General features: G+C 61.4%; 14 protein-coding genes. 1 reads left to right on the top strand and 13 read right to left on the bottom strand.

All coding sequences use genetic code 11. The annotated features are described in order from the left end of the window. Positions 1-20: 20 nt before the first annotated feature. The 12 genes from ACZLZQ_RS08705 to ACZLZQ_RS08760 all read right to left on the bottom strand — a co-directional run bounded on the left by ACZLZQ_RS08705 (position 21) and on the right by ACZLZQ_RS08760 (position 12001). Positions 21-1904, bottom strand: coding sequence for a phage tail tape measure protein (locus ACZLZQ_RS08705; protein WP_472949003.1), 1884 nt, complete (start codon positions 1902-1904; stop codon positions 21-23). A gap of 206 nt (positions 1905-2110) precedes the next feature. Next, positions 2111-2593 (bottom strand): hypothetical protein, encoded by a 483-nt coding sequence (locus ACZLZQ_RS08710; protein ID WP_472949004.1) that lies wholly within the window; start codon positions 2591-2593, stop codon positions 2111-2113. A 25-nt stretch (positions 2594-2618) separates the two neighbouring features. After that, on the bottom strand, positions 2619-3149 hold the full coding sequence (locus ACZLZQ_RS08715; RefSeq protein WP_472949005.1) for a hypothetical protein: 531 nt from the start codon (positions 3147-3149) through the stop codon (positions 2619-2621). Positions 3150-3275: 126 nt separating this feature from the next. Continuing rightward, positions 3276-3593 (bottom strand): hypothetical protein, encoded by a 318-nt coding sequence (locus ACZLZQ_RS08720; protein ID WP_472949006.1) that lies wholly within the window; start codon positions 3591-3593, stop codon positions 3276-3278. Positions 3594-3822: 229 nt separating this feature from the next. Then, on the bottom strand, positions 3823-4962 hold the full coding sequence (locus ACZLZQ_RS08725) for a hypothetical protein (RefSeq protein WP_472949007.1): 1140 nt from the start codon (positions 4960-4962) through the stop codon (positions 3823-3825). Further along, positions 4959-5402, bottom strand: coding sequence for a hypothetical protein (locus ACZLZQ_RS08730; RefSeq protein WP_472949008.1), 444 nt, complete (start codon positions 5400-5402; stop codon positions 4959-4961). The genes ACZLZQ_RS08725 and ACZLZQ_RS08730 overlap by 4 nt, the downstream gene beginning before the upstream one ends. A 246-nt stretch (positions 5403-5648) precedes the next feature. After that, positions 5649-6707: a hypothetical protein gene (locus tag ACZLZQ_RS08735; protein WP_472949009.1), complete on the bottom strand. Its 1059-nt coding sequence runs from the start codon at positions 6705-6707 to the stop codon at positions 5649-5651. A gap of 329 nt (positions 6708-7036) precedes the next feature. After that, the gene (locus ACZLZQ_RS08740; RefSeq protein WP_472949010.1) at positions 7037-9487 is read right to left on the bottom strand and encodes a DUF3987 domain-containing protein; all 2451 of its coding nucleotides are present in this window, start codon (positions 9485-9487) and stop codon (positions 7037-7039) included. Next, positions 9474-9728: a hypothetical protein gene (locus ACZLZQ_RS08745; protein WP_472949011.1), complete on the bottom strand. Its 255-nt coding sequence runs from the start codon at positions 9726-9728 to the stop codon at positions 9474-9476. The genes ACZLZQ_RS08740 and ACZLZQ_RS08745 overlap by 14 nt, the downstream gene beginning before the upstream one ends. A 55-nt stretch (positions 9729-9783) precedes the next feature. Beyond that, positions 9784-10503 (bottom strand): hypothetical protein, encoded by a 720-nt coding sequence (locus tag ACZLZQ_RS08750; RefSeq protein ID WP_472949012.1) that lies wholly within the window; start codon positions 10501-10503, stop codon positions 9784-9786. Next, on the bottom strand, positions 10500-10712 hold the full coding sequence (locus ACZLZQ_RS08755) for a helix-turn-helix transcriptional regulator (RefSeq protein WP_472949013.1): 213 nt from the start codon (positions 10710-10712) through the stop codon (positions 10500-10502). Before ACZLZQ_RS08755 ends, ACZLZQ_RS08750 begins: the two co-directional genes overlap by 4 nt. A gap of 119 nt (positions 10713-10831) precedes the next feature. Beyond that, positions 10832-12001, bottom strand: coding sequence for a tyrosine-type recombinase/integrase (locus tag ACZLZQ_RS08760; protein WP_472949014.1), 1170 nt, complete (start codon positions 11999-12001; stop codon positions 10832-10834). 478 nt (positions 12002-12479) lie between these two features. On the opposite strand from ACZLZQ_RS08760, the gene ACZLZQ_RS08765 reads away from it, so the two are divergent. Next, positions 12480-14195 carry a methyl-accepting chemotaxis protein gene (locus ACZLZQ_RS08765; RefSeq protein ID WP_472949015.1) on the top strand — a complete coding sequence of 572 codons (1716 nt, stop codon included), beginning with the start codon at positions 12480-12482 and terminating at the stop codon, positions 14193-14195. Positions 14196-14304: 109 nt separating this feature from the next. Here ACZLZQ_RS08765 and ACZLZQ_RS08770 read toward each other — a convergent pair whose 3' ends face one another. Further along, on the bottom strand, positions 14305-15492 hold the full coding sequence (locus tag ACZLZQ_RS08770) for an aminotransferase class V-fold PLP-dependent enzyme (protein ID WP_472949228.1): 1188 nt from the start codon (positions 15490-15492) through the stop codon (positions 14305-14307). Positions 15493-15654 lie beyond the last annotated feature (162 nt).

Raw genomic sequence — 15654 nt, forward strand, 5'->3', positions numbered from 1 at the left:
TTTGATTATCACGCTGTCTATTAACGTTCGACGTCTGCATTGAGTACGCCTTCAGGGAGCCGCGCCGTTCGTCCGGGTGCGGATGCGGATGCACCAAAAGCGGCGTTGCCGGCATTCAAACGGGCCAGCGCTGCCTCGGCCTGCGCGGCCTTGCGGATAAAAGCGTCGATACTGTCGGTGCTGATGGTGGGTGTCGCTGTAACGGAGAACGCAGCGGTAATGCGTTGCCCGGCTGCCTCGGCGGCCAGAGCAGCAGCATCGCCCTCCGCCTTCATCGGTCCGACGATGTCGGGACGTGGCGTCGGTAACGGGATAGAGACTGGTTGAGGTACCGAGAGTGTCAGCTCTGGGCGTGATGTAGGCGTCGCCGGAACCTGTGGGCCATATCCCCCAAACCCACCATCCCTAGGCAAGCTCGGCCCCTGCACCCCGCGCTTCGTGGCGCGTTCGGCCAAGGACTTCTCAGACGCAATTCGAGAAGGAGTCGACCCTGCATTGACCGCAGGATTGTTTGCGGGGTCGGGCGACATTGTGCCGGGTACAGGTGCAGTCCCGCCGGCAAGGTCCCGAACACGTTTGGCCTGCAGCCAGTCGCGATACGACTTCCCCGAGCTGGGGTCATACTGCTCCGCTGGCTGCTGCTTCTTGATGGCCTCCCGCTTCTCCGGCGTGACGGTCTCGTTGCCCCAGTTCTCAAACGGTTTGCGGAAGAACTGGTCGACTTTGTTCACAGCTGCCGCCACGTCGTTTGCGGCGTCGGCAATTTCCTTGAAGAACTGGGGGAGTGCCGACTGCGACGTGTCGACACCAATCAACGTCGTGATAGCGGAGCCGAGGTTTGCGATTGCTTCACCCGCAATGCCGATTTCCGTCGTATCGATTTTGGCCTTGAATGCCTCGAAGCCCTGACCGATTTGGTCGACGAGGTACTTGGCACCCTCGAGTCCACCCTTCAAAGCCGGCATTCCAGCTGTACCGATGTCGATCATCAGAACCGACATGTCGGTTTTCAACTGTTGCCATTGCGACCACATGTCGTCCAGCTTGAGCTTGTACGACTTGTCCAGAGAGCCGAACCAGGCAGTGCCCGCCGCATAGGCCGCATTACGCTTGATCTCGTCAGAGCCCTCGACCATGGCCAACATGGTTTTCATGTTCTCCTTGCCGAAGATGTCGACAATCAAGCCGGTGCGGGTGCTCTCATCGAGCTCCTTGAGCGTGTCAAGCAATCCGATGAAGGCGCCGTTCGCGTCGTTCTTTACGGCGGCGGCGAACTTTTTGTTGCTGCCAACGAGCTGCTTGAATGCTGCCTGACCCGCCTTTGACATCGACTGAGGTGCGAGAAGGTTTGCGAAAATCGAGTTGACTGCGGTCGACGCCTGTTCGGCAGGCACCTTCATGTTCGCGAGCGAGGCGCCGAGGGCTGCGGTCTGTTCGGCCGTCATGCCAAACGTCTTGCCCATCGAGCCGGCACGATCGATGAAGTCTACGATCCCCGACTCATCGGCAATACCTGAGTCCGCGAGTCCGTTGATGAGATCGAAATAGCGCTCCATCTCGTTCACTGGAATTTTGAGGACGGTCTTGAAGCCCGCCGAAGCGTTGCCGACGTCAGTTGCACTCATCTCGAATGCGTCCGCTGCCTTCGCGCTCAGCAGGGCAAACTGTCTGAGTTCGCCTAGCGGGATGCCCGCCGCGGCGCCGCGCTCGTAGGCGGCAGTGATATCCTCGATGGGCGACGCCAGCTGTCCGGACGTGGCAAGGGCCTTAATTTCTTCGCCTAGTTGGCGGGTCTGCTCCGAAGTGGTGCCTGCCTTCTTCTGGATGTTGGTCAGCGCCGATTCAAAGTCGGCCGCCTGTGTGACGACTTCCTTGATGGCATAACCGCCCGCCAGCGGCGCCATGACGGCTCCAGCGCCAGCAAGCGCCATGCTCTGCACTCGTCCCATGCCAGCCGCCGATGCGGCAGTGAGACGATTGTTGGCCCGCATGTTAGCGGCGGACTGGTGCTGCTTACGGTCTAGGCGATCCAAGGCGGATCCTACGCCCTTTGCGGGGCCGGAAACGCGATCAGTAAGCTCCAAGACCAGCGAAGCGGAGAGCCGAGACATCAGCGACCAGCCAGTTCAGGTGCGATGCGGCGTGCCTTCTTCGAAAAGGCTTCCATGTCATTCCACCTAAGGGCGCGGAGGGTATCGACGGTCACGCCAGCCATGCGCGCATAAAGATCAAGGACGGTGATCTCGCCATTGGTAACGGCCTCGACGTCGCCGTAGGTTGGCGCGTTGATCTGCAACTCAATGACGGGCGAGCCGTCAACGTCGAACGGGCTTTTCAAGATGACCACGGCGGCCGGCTTGTCCGCGGCGTATGTGATGACGGGCTTGCTCGGCGCGATATTGCGCTCAGCAGATGGCTCAGCAGGGGTGTCTTTCGAATCCAAGGCGCCTACCTCGGCCGCCTCAAACTCCCGAAGACGTTCGAATAGCGCATCACGCTCGTCCGCCGGGGTAGAGCGCTCGGCGCTCTCACGCGCCAGGCGTTCGAAGATGGACTCGTCGCGATCTTCGCCGGTGGTGGCGGAATTTGACATGGGATTTCCTTCGAATAGGGGGGGGTCAGGCAGGGTCCAGCGTCGTCAGCACGGTGAGCCGCCGGTGTATTTCATCATCGATCAGGCTGTGAATTTGTTCTGGGTCGCGGCTGCCCACGATCTGTTCAGCCACAGATGCCCCCAAGCCCACAAACGCGTCGCGGACGATTTTATATTCAGCGCGAACGTGTTCGATTACATCGTCGATTTCCACGACTTGAGCGCTCTGATTGTCGAATTGAAGTTTTTTCAAACGCGCCGCGTAGTTCTCTTTGACGCGCTCGGCTTCCACGATGGTCCAGAGTTTCCGTCCCTCGAAGAAATCGAGTGGTAGTGACGGCTGGCTGTCCGCATCGTGCGACGAACTGTCCGCAGCGCGGACACCTGGACGCTCGCCACGGCGCCAGTCGACACGAAGATAGTTCGGATCCAGCTTTCCATTGGGGAGCCTTGTGATGTGGGCAGTCTGGACCTTTCGCCGTACGACCTTCTCGTCACATCCGGCTCGCTTTGCGAACTCGCGAATGGAGATGCCCTGTCTGTCCGCGGACACCATTTTCTCAGCTCCAATTAGTGAGGAATCAGGGCTGCGTCCCCGATGTAGTGGCGCTCAATCAGACGGTCCCTGACCCACGGGGGGACACCCCGACGCGTCCCGCCGTCTGCGGCGCCGAACACGTCGCTACATCCCCAGCTGCCGGTTCGCCTTCGCGATGGCTCGACGCCAGCTAGCCGCCGCGTCATCGCCCTCGTCATCCCGGCGCGCTGTCAAGGGTGCTGCTTCAGGCTTCAACTCCAAGAAGGAAGCCTTCGCCGCAGCCCGCCACGACGCCTTGATGGAGGCAGCTTCGGCCTTGCCATCCGGTTGGGCTACCGCCGCGGTTGCCGCCTGCACTACAGGCTTCGGCTGCAGGACCGTCGGCCGGTGAGTCATTCGAGAGCCTGCAGTGGCGAAGAAGGGCTGGCCGCGAATTGGTGCACGTTCATAAGTTTCGGTCATGACGAGAGATCCTTTCGGACAGTAGTGCCCCATGGCGCGCTGTCGGAGATGGATTCAGGGAAGTGGACGACCTCGCGCTGAATAACAGCCGTAGAGGTTCGTCTTGCTGGACTAGGAATCGCTTGGGCAAGTCCGCGTGGCGAAGGCGGGTCGCGGGGGAAGCGCCTCGCTCCCTCCGCCGATAACGTTGCGTACACTTGCCGACGTTGGCGCGTGCGGCTCTTCGCCATCACTCGTCCTCGTCGTCGTTGGTGGGTCTGACAAAGATTTCGCGGCAGCTGTCGGGATGTAGGTCGCCGTTGCCACCCCTGATGAGGCCAGCTTCGCGCCCTGCGCGCTGCGCCTCGAATGCCGCAGCGCCTTTGACGGTGTCCGTCCGCAGAGCGGCACCTGCCGCGACTGCGGCATTCGCGGCATCTTCGGGGATACGGTGAACCCAATTGCCGTTGCAAAGGATTCTGCCTCCGCCTTCCTTCAGGCGGAAACTGAAGTGGCGCAATGCGTAGACCTGGACTTCCGGAATCGGCTCCTTCTCGGGGATGTGTGCGACCGGGATCCAAGGCGTTCGGTCGGCCAGGTCTGGCTGGGCCTCGCCGGCGGCGATGGCGCTCGCACGAGCACGTAAACGATCGGTCACGAGCAGTGCCGCAGCATCGCGAGCAGTCTGATACTGCAGCTGGCTGAGATCTCTATGATTACGGCTAGGGCGCAAACTCATGTCTGCAGGACGATCGAGCGACACTCTGTACCCCACACTCTCACCGGCATACGCGAACGCCGAAGGAACGGCCTTGGCTAGTCCTTCAGCCAAAACGAGCCGGGCGAGGTCATGTGGTCGCGCTGGGGCGGAATAGCCATCTTGGAGGGCATGCAATCCCGGTACGCCGCGCCGAGCTAACTCTTCGGTCGGGATTGCCACGCCGTGGATATCGACGACGGCGAGCGTCTCGGGGATTGCAGCCACGAGCGCTGTGTAGGCCTTTGTGACAGTCTTCAAAGCGGCATCGAGTGCAACAGCGGCGTTGTCGAACTGGTCCGCGTAGGACGTCAGATCCTTCACCGCCTTCGCACGGGCCTCGGCTTCATTCGCAACAGCCAGGCGGGCTTCGGCGGCGGTGGTTTCCTCTCCGATGTCGGCTAGCACGGAGTCGATGGTTTCGAGGTTGTCGGCTGCATCCCGCACAGCGGCGGTCACCTTCGAAAGGTCTGCATCGGCATCACCCGCGAGTGCGGCCTTCCGCGTTTCGCGGGCTGCCTCCAGGGTGGCAATCGCCTTAAGCTTTCGGGCTTCCAGCGTTTCACGACGGGTTGCGAGGTTTGCGAGATCACTGGCAGGCGATGAGCCAATTAGGCGTTTGAGGGCGTTCATGCGATTTCCTTGATGGGCTGGGGTTGGGCGGCGTCGTGTTCGAAGAGGACCGCGCACGCGTTCTCCGCGTCGGCTGCAATGGCGCCGATCGGCACAACGGTAGCTCCACGCTCGATGGCGAACTGTGCGGCCGTGTTTGCATCGGAGGTAAACGAACGGCCTCGGTCGACGACCAGGAAGACGTCTAGCGGGGGACGATGAAGTAGATTTTGAAGGGCGGTTGGGATCGCCTGTGCCAAAGGCATACATGCGTTCAGACGCAAGGCTGTGCGGATTGCAGTAACATCGCTAGGTGACCACCATCGTCGGCCTTCGCGGCGTTCGGAGAGGTCGGCGGAGCGGTGTCGATAAGTCCACGTATCAAGGGTGGCGCGGCAAACACCCGCAACGTCAGCCGCTTCTTGGGTATTGTAGGCGCGGTCGCCCCATTGGCTGGCCATGGCCGCGCCCTTTCAATTGCAAGATTTTGATTTGGACATGCGAAAAGCCGCGCCGGCTTGGGCGCAGCAGAGATCGGCGATGTCATGAATTGGGTTGGCCCGACTGCCGTGACGGGCAAGCCGGGCCTCGCTGCGTAGACCCCGAGCTACAACAACGGTAACGGACGCCTATGAACGCCCGTTACTATAATGCGAGATGGGTTGGCAGAAATTGCAGTTCGTACTTATAAATATTGCATTTTCAAGCTAGGCGGCGAGTATCTTCGCTAAGTTGTCATTTGCTGCTAGCAAAGCCTTCTTGCCTGCGCGCCTGGAATTGTCGCCCGCATGACCGAGGGCAACACCGATGTCCGCAAAGCTGCTGCACGCTATCGCCATGTCGAGCACGGCCACGTCGATGCCAGACAGAGAGGACCGGACGCGCTCGGCCTCCTCGCGGTCGGACATGATACTACCGGCATCGGTGTGAGCCTCCCGCAGCGTCCCTCCGGTGCCTACGGTCCTCATCCCCACGAAGCTGTCACCGGCCGCGGGTGAGCCGCATGGCAAGGCCGTCTGCATGGGCCGATCCGTCGGGGCGAGACCGGCGAAAGCGCGTGCCTCGGCGAATGACATGCTTACAGGAGGCAGCGAAGGTGTCGGGGCGTCGAGTTTGGCCAGACGTTTGCCGGCCTTGATAAAGCGATGAGAAGCGGCGCCGGTCAGATCAGCGATGTGCGCGTTGCTGGCCTCAACCTCATCGGCGTCCCGTCCGGCACCAAGGGGGTTGCCAGGCTTCTCAGTTGCGAAGCGAAGCGCACCACGTTTCAGCAGGTAGGATCCGGCCACAATGCCGGCGTCCGTCCTGGCGTGACAGCGCTCCTTATGCGTCTCGCCATCTGCGAACAGCAGACCACCGACCTTCAGCCCGACTTCGCGAACGATCGCTATATCCGAAGGCGCCCGATCCGGAGCACCACCACCACCTAGTTTGGCGTGACGGAAGTCACGCAGTTCAACGTCGACAAGCGCCGCCATCATCTCGTCTACGGACGGGCGGATGGCCGATGCGCGGTGTACCGACATTCCATCCGTCTCCACGTTGTCATTTGCAGCCAGGTAGTTGGTGGACACTGCCTCGTCAGGCGCCGCCCACTTACGCCACAGCAGCAGCGGCGCAAGACGAGCCGCCAAAGGCTTATTGCCCGACATCCGCGGCGATTGGCCAAGGATGTCACTGTCATTCGCTGGGGCGCTGGATCTCCATGCGGCGTGGGCAGCACGATAGGTGGCCGGAGTCCAAGTGGGATCGGTCTGGAAAGGCATGTCGGGGTCCTTTGGAATGCGCCGTCACGCGCGGGTACATTGTCATCTATGAGTGAGGCAGTCGGAACTCGACTTACCTGCAGGTTTGAAATTCGAAGCTTTTGGGCTGACGATTTGGCTTGCTCAATCCGGCGACCGAAACCGCCGGAACTTCAAAGGTGACGGGAGCGGAGGGGTATGCTCAAAACTGAGCACACCCCCTTGGCAGCCGAGTGTCACCAACTGGCCCTTGCGTGCGGGAGACGGTGAGTGTCCGTAAGTAAGAAAAAGCCCGATGGCGGACTTTCCACCGTGCGCGCAAGGGACGTTTGGTGACACTTGCAATTGCGTCAGGCTGCAACCGCTGATTTTATCAGTTCTCGTGCCTCACTGCGGCGACGCGCCTCATCAACTGCCCGCTCGGCGAAGACCGTGTGAACCGACGGCAGTACCGTGTAGGCGACGCTGTCGCGTCGCGTTGAAGGCTGAGGCACCAACCACCCGAAAGCGTCTAGCCGCTGGAGGACAGCCTCTGCTGCCGGCGTGTCGAGCGTCCGCATCAGCCGGTCTCCGCGGCGAACGTCCCGCGCCGTGATTGTCTCCAGCTTTCCAGAGAGGATGAAGCCCGCCGTCGCCAAAAGCGCATCGTGATCGTCCGACAACCCCAGAACGCCGCTGTAGAAGGCTACCGCGTGCGGCAGAAGGAAAGCATGTAGGAAGGTGGCCACGCGTCGAGCCGTGCCCTCCGACACCCGCGGCTCCGGTCGCAGGCCAACGGTCTCGACGCAGTGCCAGAGAACGCATAACCGGGCGAAAAGGCCGTCGTACTTCCCAATGTGAGCCGACAGCTTCACATTGACGCTTTCCCACGCCTTGCCCATCGCGTGGTGCTTTTCGGCAAGCTCTGCCCGGACAGCCTGGCCCCCGACATCGAACCGAAGAGGGCCGGTGGCGAGGCCAGACTTTGGTTGCTCAAGCCTATGAAGGCGGCGAACACGAGACGCATACTCGGCGACCACGGGCGGGGAGGGCCTGTCTTCACCGACGCTGGACTCGCCCATGCAGACCGGGAAGAGTCGCTGAAGGAGCCCATCGTCCTGCATCTCGGCGGCTATCTTGCGGATGGGGCCGGGCTGGATCCCGCCGAGCAGCGTGACCGACAGGTTATCGATCCACATGGAGCCGCGGCCGACGCGATTGACCGTATAGGAGCCCCCGTTGAACGACTGAAGCCAGAAGCCGCGATCTTTTGCAGAGCCACGGCCGGGGGCGTACTTCTCCATTGAGCCGAACCAGCCGGATAACTCGTCCTGCAAGCAGAGCACGCCATTCGGACTGTCCTTCAGCACTTCCTGTGCGGCCTCGATGGTGGTGTCCTCCAGACGAAGGCGGACGTTAACCGGGCGTTGTGCAGTCTTTTTATCTTCCTTGCTCAGGTCCTCGTATTCGGCATTCGCGGTGGCGAAGTCTTGATAGAGATCTCGGTCGATAGCCTTCAGTGGCGCCGAGGCTGCGGCCATGACCGGGCTCTTTTTCGCACTTGGCTGGCCGATGAGGGCAATCCAAATACGGGCGGATTCAGTCCAGGTCTTATCGTGAGCCTTCACCTGCAACTGGATCTTGTCGGGAATGGCGGCAGCGCAAACGGCAAGCGTCGCAGCCGCCAGGCCACCTGGATCGACGCCCATAATTTCCGCTTGGACGCGGGCGAAATTCTCCAGGACCGGCGGCAGGATATCCTCTGGCAGAGGGGGATGCTTCGCCCTGGCCCAAAGATCGATGGGGGATTCGTTGTCGTTCGCGGCCACCGGTTTTCTCCGACCAGCAAGCAGGGAACTTGCAGCTTTGGCGGCTGCTGCACGATCGGCTTCCCGCGGTGCCCCCCACTTGCCCCACATGCGGGCGAAGTCGGCCTTCTGCTGAGCGACGCTGGTGTACCGAAGCGTCCAGTTGCCAGACGCAGCCATAAAGAGAGCGGCAGCCGTCTCGGCGCTGTGGCCGTCATATGATAGCTGCTCAACGACGCTTGCCGCATGGTCGGATCTGTTGGGGACATCGTTCGCCGAAAGCAGCAAAGTCGATTCAGTCGAAACGGAAATTCCCGCAACATCGGGCAACTCGCCCAACTCAACGGCATGCGACTCTGTAGCCGCCGACATCCACGGATCGAGCACGGTGCGTAGGTGGTCGACCGGGACCAACTCGCCCGCAAACTCCTGGACCACCGTCACCGACGCCGGCTCTGGCAGGCGTCCACGGTCAAGCTTCTTTCGATTCGGCCAATTCAGAGTGCCGGGGATTCGCCACACGTGCGTCACGTCGCCTGTCCCGAAGTCTGACGAGGTCGCACGCTGAAGCGCTTTCGCCAGTGGCTTCGCTTCCGCAACCGTCAGCGGACGATCGAAGAGCCAGCACGGTTGCTGATTGCCGGGCGACGTCTCCATGATGAAGCTGGCGTCAAGGGGTAGCTCCCCGACCTTACCTGTGTCCGCATCCATGTCGGCGACGAACCCGAGCACCGCCACGATATCGGCTTCGGTGCCGCGAGTACCGCGATCGAGGCCGTGGCGCATCACCTGAAGACCGGCGAAGACATTGGCGTTGGGTGTGTCGGAATGAGCGAGGATGGCGGACGTCATGCCATCCACGTCGCCGACATGATGATGGGTTACCGCACCAGGTGCGTCCTTTGTCCCGGTCGGATTGGCGTAGAAGGTCGAGACCACAAGAACGCCGTTGATGCCGGCAGCGAGGTCATGCAGGAGGGCGACGTGCTCGCGTACAGCGTTATCGGCGGACATGGGCGTGCAGGCCTTCCAGTGCGAGTGTCGCTGCGGCGGTGAGCTGCGAGCCGAGTGCCGGTGTGAACGTAGCCGCGTGCCGACCATTGGTCTGCGGAGCGATGGTGCGGCGCGAGCCGTCTGCGAATTGTCGAAGGAGGAGTCCGTAAAGACGGAGATCCTCGGACAAGGCAGCATCGAAATGCGCAAGGGTGCGCGCTCCCGCGCCGGCAGATGCCGGGCGGATGTTCAGGATTTCCATTTCTGTCCTTTGTTGGTGTTCTGGTTGGAAGCTACCCGCCGCTAATAGGGGCCGGTCAAGCAGCCCGCCGTTCGTACGTCGGACGGCCGCGCGCTTTGGCGTGGTCGAGAACGGCGCGCCGAAGCATTCCCTGCTTCAGCCCCTGCCGGCGGCAAGCGGCATAAGCGTCCCGTGGCTCGATAAATGCCCATGTTGTGCCGACGTCTTCCTGTTCGAGGTCGGCCGCTGCTACATAAAAAAGGTCATCCGCGATCTCTTGGACGGCAAGCCAAACGTCATTTCGTGACACCAGCGTTTGAGCGGCATGCCAGACGAGACGAGAGAACGCATGCCGACAGCGACCGCTTTGTTCGAGCGTCCGACCGATTTTTGAGATCGTATCGTGATCCCCCTCTGTCGCCCCAAGCAGGCGCATCGGCAGCCCAGCCTCAAATCGGAAACGCCGCTCGCCGGCAGGACCGCAGGTCACCTCGCACCCAAGCATGAAATGCTGCGGCTGATACTTTGACCACCGAAAGGGCAGGTTGCTCCGCGATCGGACGCGCACCTCGCCACCGTACCCAACACTCAGTCCGCCGCCGTATTCTGCGGCAATGGACGCAGATACCCCAATCGACTCCAGCGGTTCGCCGAACAAGTAATCCGCAACCGCGTGAGATGCTTCATGGTGGCAAGTCGCCTGAAGCTCCCAGGAGGTAGCGAAGAAAGAGGTGTCGACGCGGTCTTCATTCGCGAACATACCCTCAAAGTAGGGAACTGGTGGGGGGGCGCTCAAGCCGACGTCCGGATCCGGCCAGCGATTTTCTCGTCCAGCCACGCGACTATCTCTTCGCGGACAAAGGCGATACGGCGGTCGCCAAGCTGGACGGCTTGTGGGAAGCGTCCCTCAACGCGGTAGCGGTTGACCATGGTCCTAGACAGACTGGTCATCTTCGCCGCCTCGGCGAGAGAGACCAGTCTGTAATTATCGTTGGCAGCCTGCATCTTTTCTCTCCAAATCGCTTGACAGTGTAAACAGGGTTGGGTAGACAGGGGTAATGAAGTAGGCGAATTATATTGCTTTTTGATTGCGGAGGGAACCATGATGTAAACATGGGTCCTTGTCAAGGTCTGCAGTGCTGTCCCCACAAATCCATCAGAGTTCTGCGCTTATCCAATGCGTCTCCGCGTCGGTAGGCACGCTCGGTAGCGTTGCCGACGAGATGTGCCAGTGCCTCTTCGGCCACTTCGCGAGGCGTGTCAGTCTCATTGCCACACCAATCTCGGAAGGCCGAGCGTAGGCCGTGCAGCGTCCCGTGCACGTCTTCTGGCGAAGCAAGTTTCAACGCTTTCGTCATCGCGGTTGCGCTAACTGGCGTCCCGCCTGTAGATCCCGCGAAAATGTAAGGGCCCAAAGCTTGAGCGTGTTGCTCTTCTAGAATGACGATGGCGCGGGACGAGAGCGGAACACGGTGAAGCTTCTTCGCCTTCATTCGCTCGGCGGGGATAATCCAGACGGCTTCGTCAAAGTCCACCTCGGACCAGATGGCCTCCCGCACTTCGCTGGTGCGGACGGCAGTGACAGCTAAGAACTCAACCGCCCTTGCCGCGATTCCCTTGGACTGCTGCAGTTTGGCGCAGACAGCTGGCATTACAGCGTAGGGCAGGGCGGCATGATGGCCGCGTGTCATGCCCTGGCGTTTCGGCATGACCTTATCAAGTAAGCCTTTCCAGACGGCTGGATTCGCCGCTGTGCGCCACTGTCGAGCAATGGCGAAATCGATCGCGGCTTGGATGCGCCCTCGCAGGCGGTCAGCGGTCTCCGGTCGTTCTGTCCAATGCGGCAGCAAGCATGCCTCTATGTCACCAATAGTAATGTCAGCGACTGGCAGGTCGTGGAGCGGCTTAGCGTAGATAGAAAGCGTCATTTCCCACTGCTGTTTGTGCTTCGCGTTGGTCCAATCGTCTCGTCGGGCGTGCAGCAGGCCATCTACGCAGTCCTTGAAGGTGGCGATCTTCACCGCCTCCTTCTTGGACCTGGGATCTTCTCCACGGGCCAGCGACTGCCGGATGACTTCTGCCTTTTCACGTGCCAGTTTGAGGGACACGGGCGCCGTGCCTCGTCCGTAGCCGCCGAGACCAAGCTCGTGGCGCTTGTCTCCACGTCGGTAAATGAAGATCCAATTCTTCGATCCAGACTTATGAACTCGAAGGTAAAGGCCGTCTCCATCTGCATGGACGCCCACCTTCGACAGCACCTTCAGATTTGACTCCGCTAGCCTATTGCGTGCCATGCCATAACCCTCATCATAACTTCCAGGAAGGTATATAAGCTTCAAGACGGAAACTTACAAAGGGAAGCCCATTAGAACAGGCGATTGTTGCCCTCTTAGTGCGTAAGGTTGGGCGGAGGGCGGTCTTCTTCTCCGCCATCAAATCAATCTTCGACAGTCTCCCGCAGCCTCGGACAATTCAGCGCTTAACGGAAATGCGGCGCGCATTGCGACGTGCAATCCTTGAGATTTTCCTGGATGCCTGCAGTCCGCCCGCGCGCGCCGATCTTCCACCGCCGCCGGTTCTCCCGCCCTGCAGTTCCGAAGTGTGGTGCCGCTTGAAGCGAGCCCTACGGGTGCCTCCGCTGCATCGCCGTCGGCGAAAGTACAGAAACCCCTCCGCGCGGCGAATACCAATATAAATCTTAGCTCGCCCTTAAAAGGTAAGCGGCTAATAATCCGACCCGAACCGTTCCAAGGTATTAAACAGGAGAACGCCGTGTCCAGATTTTTCGCTTCCCCGTCTGAATTGCTAATGGCTGCGATCGATAAATCAATGGCAGCCATAGAGTTTGACATGGAGGGTCGAATTCTCCGGGCAAATGCCAACTTCTGCAACTTGATGGAGTATTCGGAAAAGGAGTTGATCGGGCAGCACCACCGCATGTTTCTCGATAAGGCCTATGCGGCATCGCCTGACTATGCGGCGTTCTGGCGCAAGCTGCGCGACGGCCAGTTCGTGAGCAGCGAGTTTCAGCGTTTTGGCAAGAATGAGAAGCGGGTCTTCATCAGTGCAAACTATAACCCGATCTCCCGAGCGGGCCGCAAGCCGCATAAGGTTGTGAAGTTCGCCAACGACATCACCGCGTCGAAGCTCGATGAGATCGAGAAATCCGCCAAGATGGATGCGGTCAGCCGGGCGCAGGCGGTGATCGAGTTCACGCCTTCGGGCGACATCATCGCCGCCAACCCGAACTTTCTCGCCGCGCTCGGCTACCGACCCGAAGAGATCATCGGGCGGCATCACCGGATGTTTGTCGACCCGGCCTATGCTCATTCGCCGGACTATGCCCGCTTCTGGGAACGCCTGCGCAACGGCGAATTCATCGCCGACGAGTTCACCCGGATCGGCAAGAACGGGCAGCCGGTGTACATCCAGGCTTCCTACAATCCGATCTTCGGCCTCAGCGGCGAGGTGGTGAAGGTGGCGAAGTTTGCGACCGACGTCTCCGAACGCGTGCGCGTCGTCCATCGGCTGGGCGATGCGCTGGTAAAGCTGGCGAATGGCGACCTCGTTCAGCGGCTGGACGTGCCATTCATTCCCTCGCTCGAAACACTGCGGGTGAGCTTCAACTCATCGATCGAACGGATGTGCGATACCCTCCGCTCGGTCGGCATCAACGCCTCCGAGATCCAGAACGGTGCCGAGCAGATCCGCATCGCGGCCGACGATCTTGCCCAGCGCACCGAGCAGCAGGCCGCCGCGCTGGAGGAAACCTCGGCAGCCCTTGCGCAGATCACCACGGCGGTGAACACTTCCAGCAAGCGCGCGGACGAGGCGGGCGATCTCGTGACGCGCACCAAGGGCGAGGCCGAGCAATCGGGGCAGGTCGTGGCGAAGGCGACCGCAGCCATGGCCGAGATCGCGCATTCCTCCGACGAGATCAGCAAAATCATCGGCGTAATCGACGAGATCGCCTTCCAGACGAATTTGTTGGCGTTGAATGCCGGCGTCGAAGCGGCTCGGGCCGGCGAGGCGGGCCGGGGCTTTGCTGTGGTGGCGCAGGAAGTGCGCGGCCTCGCCCAGCGTTCGGCGGAGGCCGCCAAGGAGATCAAGAGCCTGATTTCGACGTCGGGTCGCCAGGTTGGCGCCGGCGTCGACCTAGTGTCACGGACCGGGGAAGCCCTGCAGGCGATCGTCGGCGAGATCACCGGCATTCATGCCCATGTCATCGCCATCGTCGCGTCGGCACGCCAACAAGCGGTTGGCCTACAAGAAATCAACATCGCGCTCGGCACGCTGAACCACGGCACGCAGCAGAATGCGGCGATGGTCGAGGAGTCGACGGCTGCGAGCAACAGCCTCGCCTCGGAAGTGCACAAGTTGAACCAGCAATTGGCGCAGTTCCAAACAGATGATGGCAGCGTGCAAAGCAGGGCGCATGCGAGAGGCGGGGCATCCCGCACTGCCAGGCTGCAGCTGATCGCGTCCTAGCGCTGCTCAAGCGGCAATAGCGCATAGACAGGGGACGGTGATACCCCCCTGTCTATGCCGGTGGCCAGCGCAAGGCTTGCCGAGCCTTTCCCGACCGGCTTCCGTCCCGCTAGGCCGCCTTGGCCAGGACCCTCTGGCCGGCGGTGTAGGACGCCTGGGCAGCAGCGACACCCGAGCCGAGCTGGATCTTGGCGCCGCAGTCGACCAGCGCCATCTCGGCGACCGAGATCGCGCCGAGGAGCATCAACTCGCTCGTCGCGCCGATGTGGCCGATGCGGAAAACCTTGCCGTTAAGACGCGCGAGGCCCGACCCGAACGACACGCCGTAGCGCTCGAAAGCCCGGCGCAGCACCGCGACCGCATCGACCCCGGGCGGAACCGCGATCGCCGAGACCGTGTCGGAGTACCATTTCGGCTCCTTCGCCACGAGGTCGAAGCCCCAGGCCGAGACCGCCGCGCGCACGCCGGAAGCGATGTGATGGTGGCGGGCGAAGACGTTCTCCAACCCTTCCTCGAACAGGAGGTCGAGCGAGGCGCGCAGGCCCCGCAGCAGCGTAGTGGCAGGCGTATAGGGAAAGTAGCCGTCCTTGTTGGTGCGCAGCATGTCCTCGAAGGAGAAGAAGCAGCGGGGGTAGCGCGACGAGCGGTGTGCCGCCATCGCCTTTTCGCTGACGCAGATGATGGCCAGGCCCGTCGGCAGCATGAAGCCCTTCTGGCTGCCGGTCACGATGCCGTCGACACCCCACTCGTCCATACGGAAATCGATCGAGGCGACCGACGAGACGCCGTCGATATAAAGAAGCGCCGGGTGGTTCGAGGCGTCCAGCGCCTTGCGCATGCCGGCGATATCGGAGGTGACGCCCGTCGCGGTCTCGTTGTGCGTGCCGAGCACGGCCTTGATCCGGTGCTCGCGGTCGGCGGCGAGGATATCGGCAAACTTCTCCAGCGGCACGCCTTCGCCCCAGTCGGCCTCGACCACCTCGGTCTCGAAGCCGAGGCGCTGGCACATGTCCGCCCAGAGCGAGGAGAACTGGCCGAAGGTCGACACCAGCACCTTGTCGCCGGGGTTCAGGGTGTTGGTGAGGACCGCTTCCCACCCACCGGTCCCGGAAGCGGGATAGATGAAGGGCTGCCCGGTCTGCGTCTTGAACACCTTCTTCAGGTCGGCGAACAGCGGCAGCGTAAGCTTCGGGAAGTCCGGCGAGCGCATGTCCTCCTGCGGCAGGTTCATGGCGCGCCGAACGACGTCCGGCACATTGGTCGGGCCTGGAATGAACAGTCCGGAATGATAGTGCATCGTGATCCTCAAGCCGTCACGGCGATCGAAGCGTCGCCCTTGGTGGTTCTTGAAGTCATCGCGACCCGCCGGATTGCCGACCCTTTGAAGGGTCTGCCCTGCGTCGGTGCCCAGCGTCACGAAGTTCTCCCGCTGAAAACACTGCCGAAGCAAGCAGGCCTT

The sequence above is a fragment of the Mesocryomonas lacus genome (genome assembly GCF_055730105.2).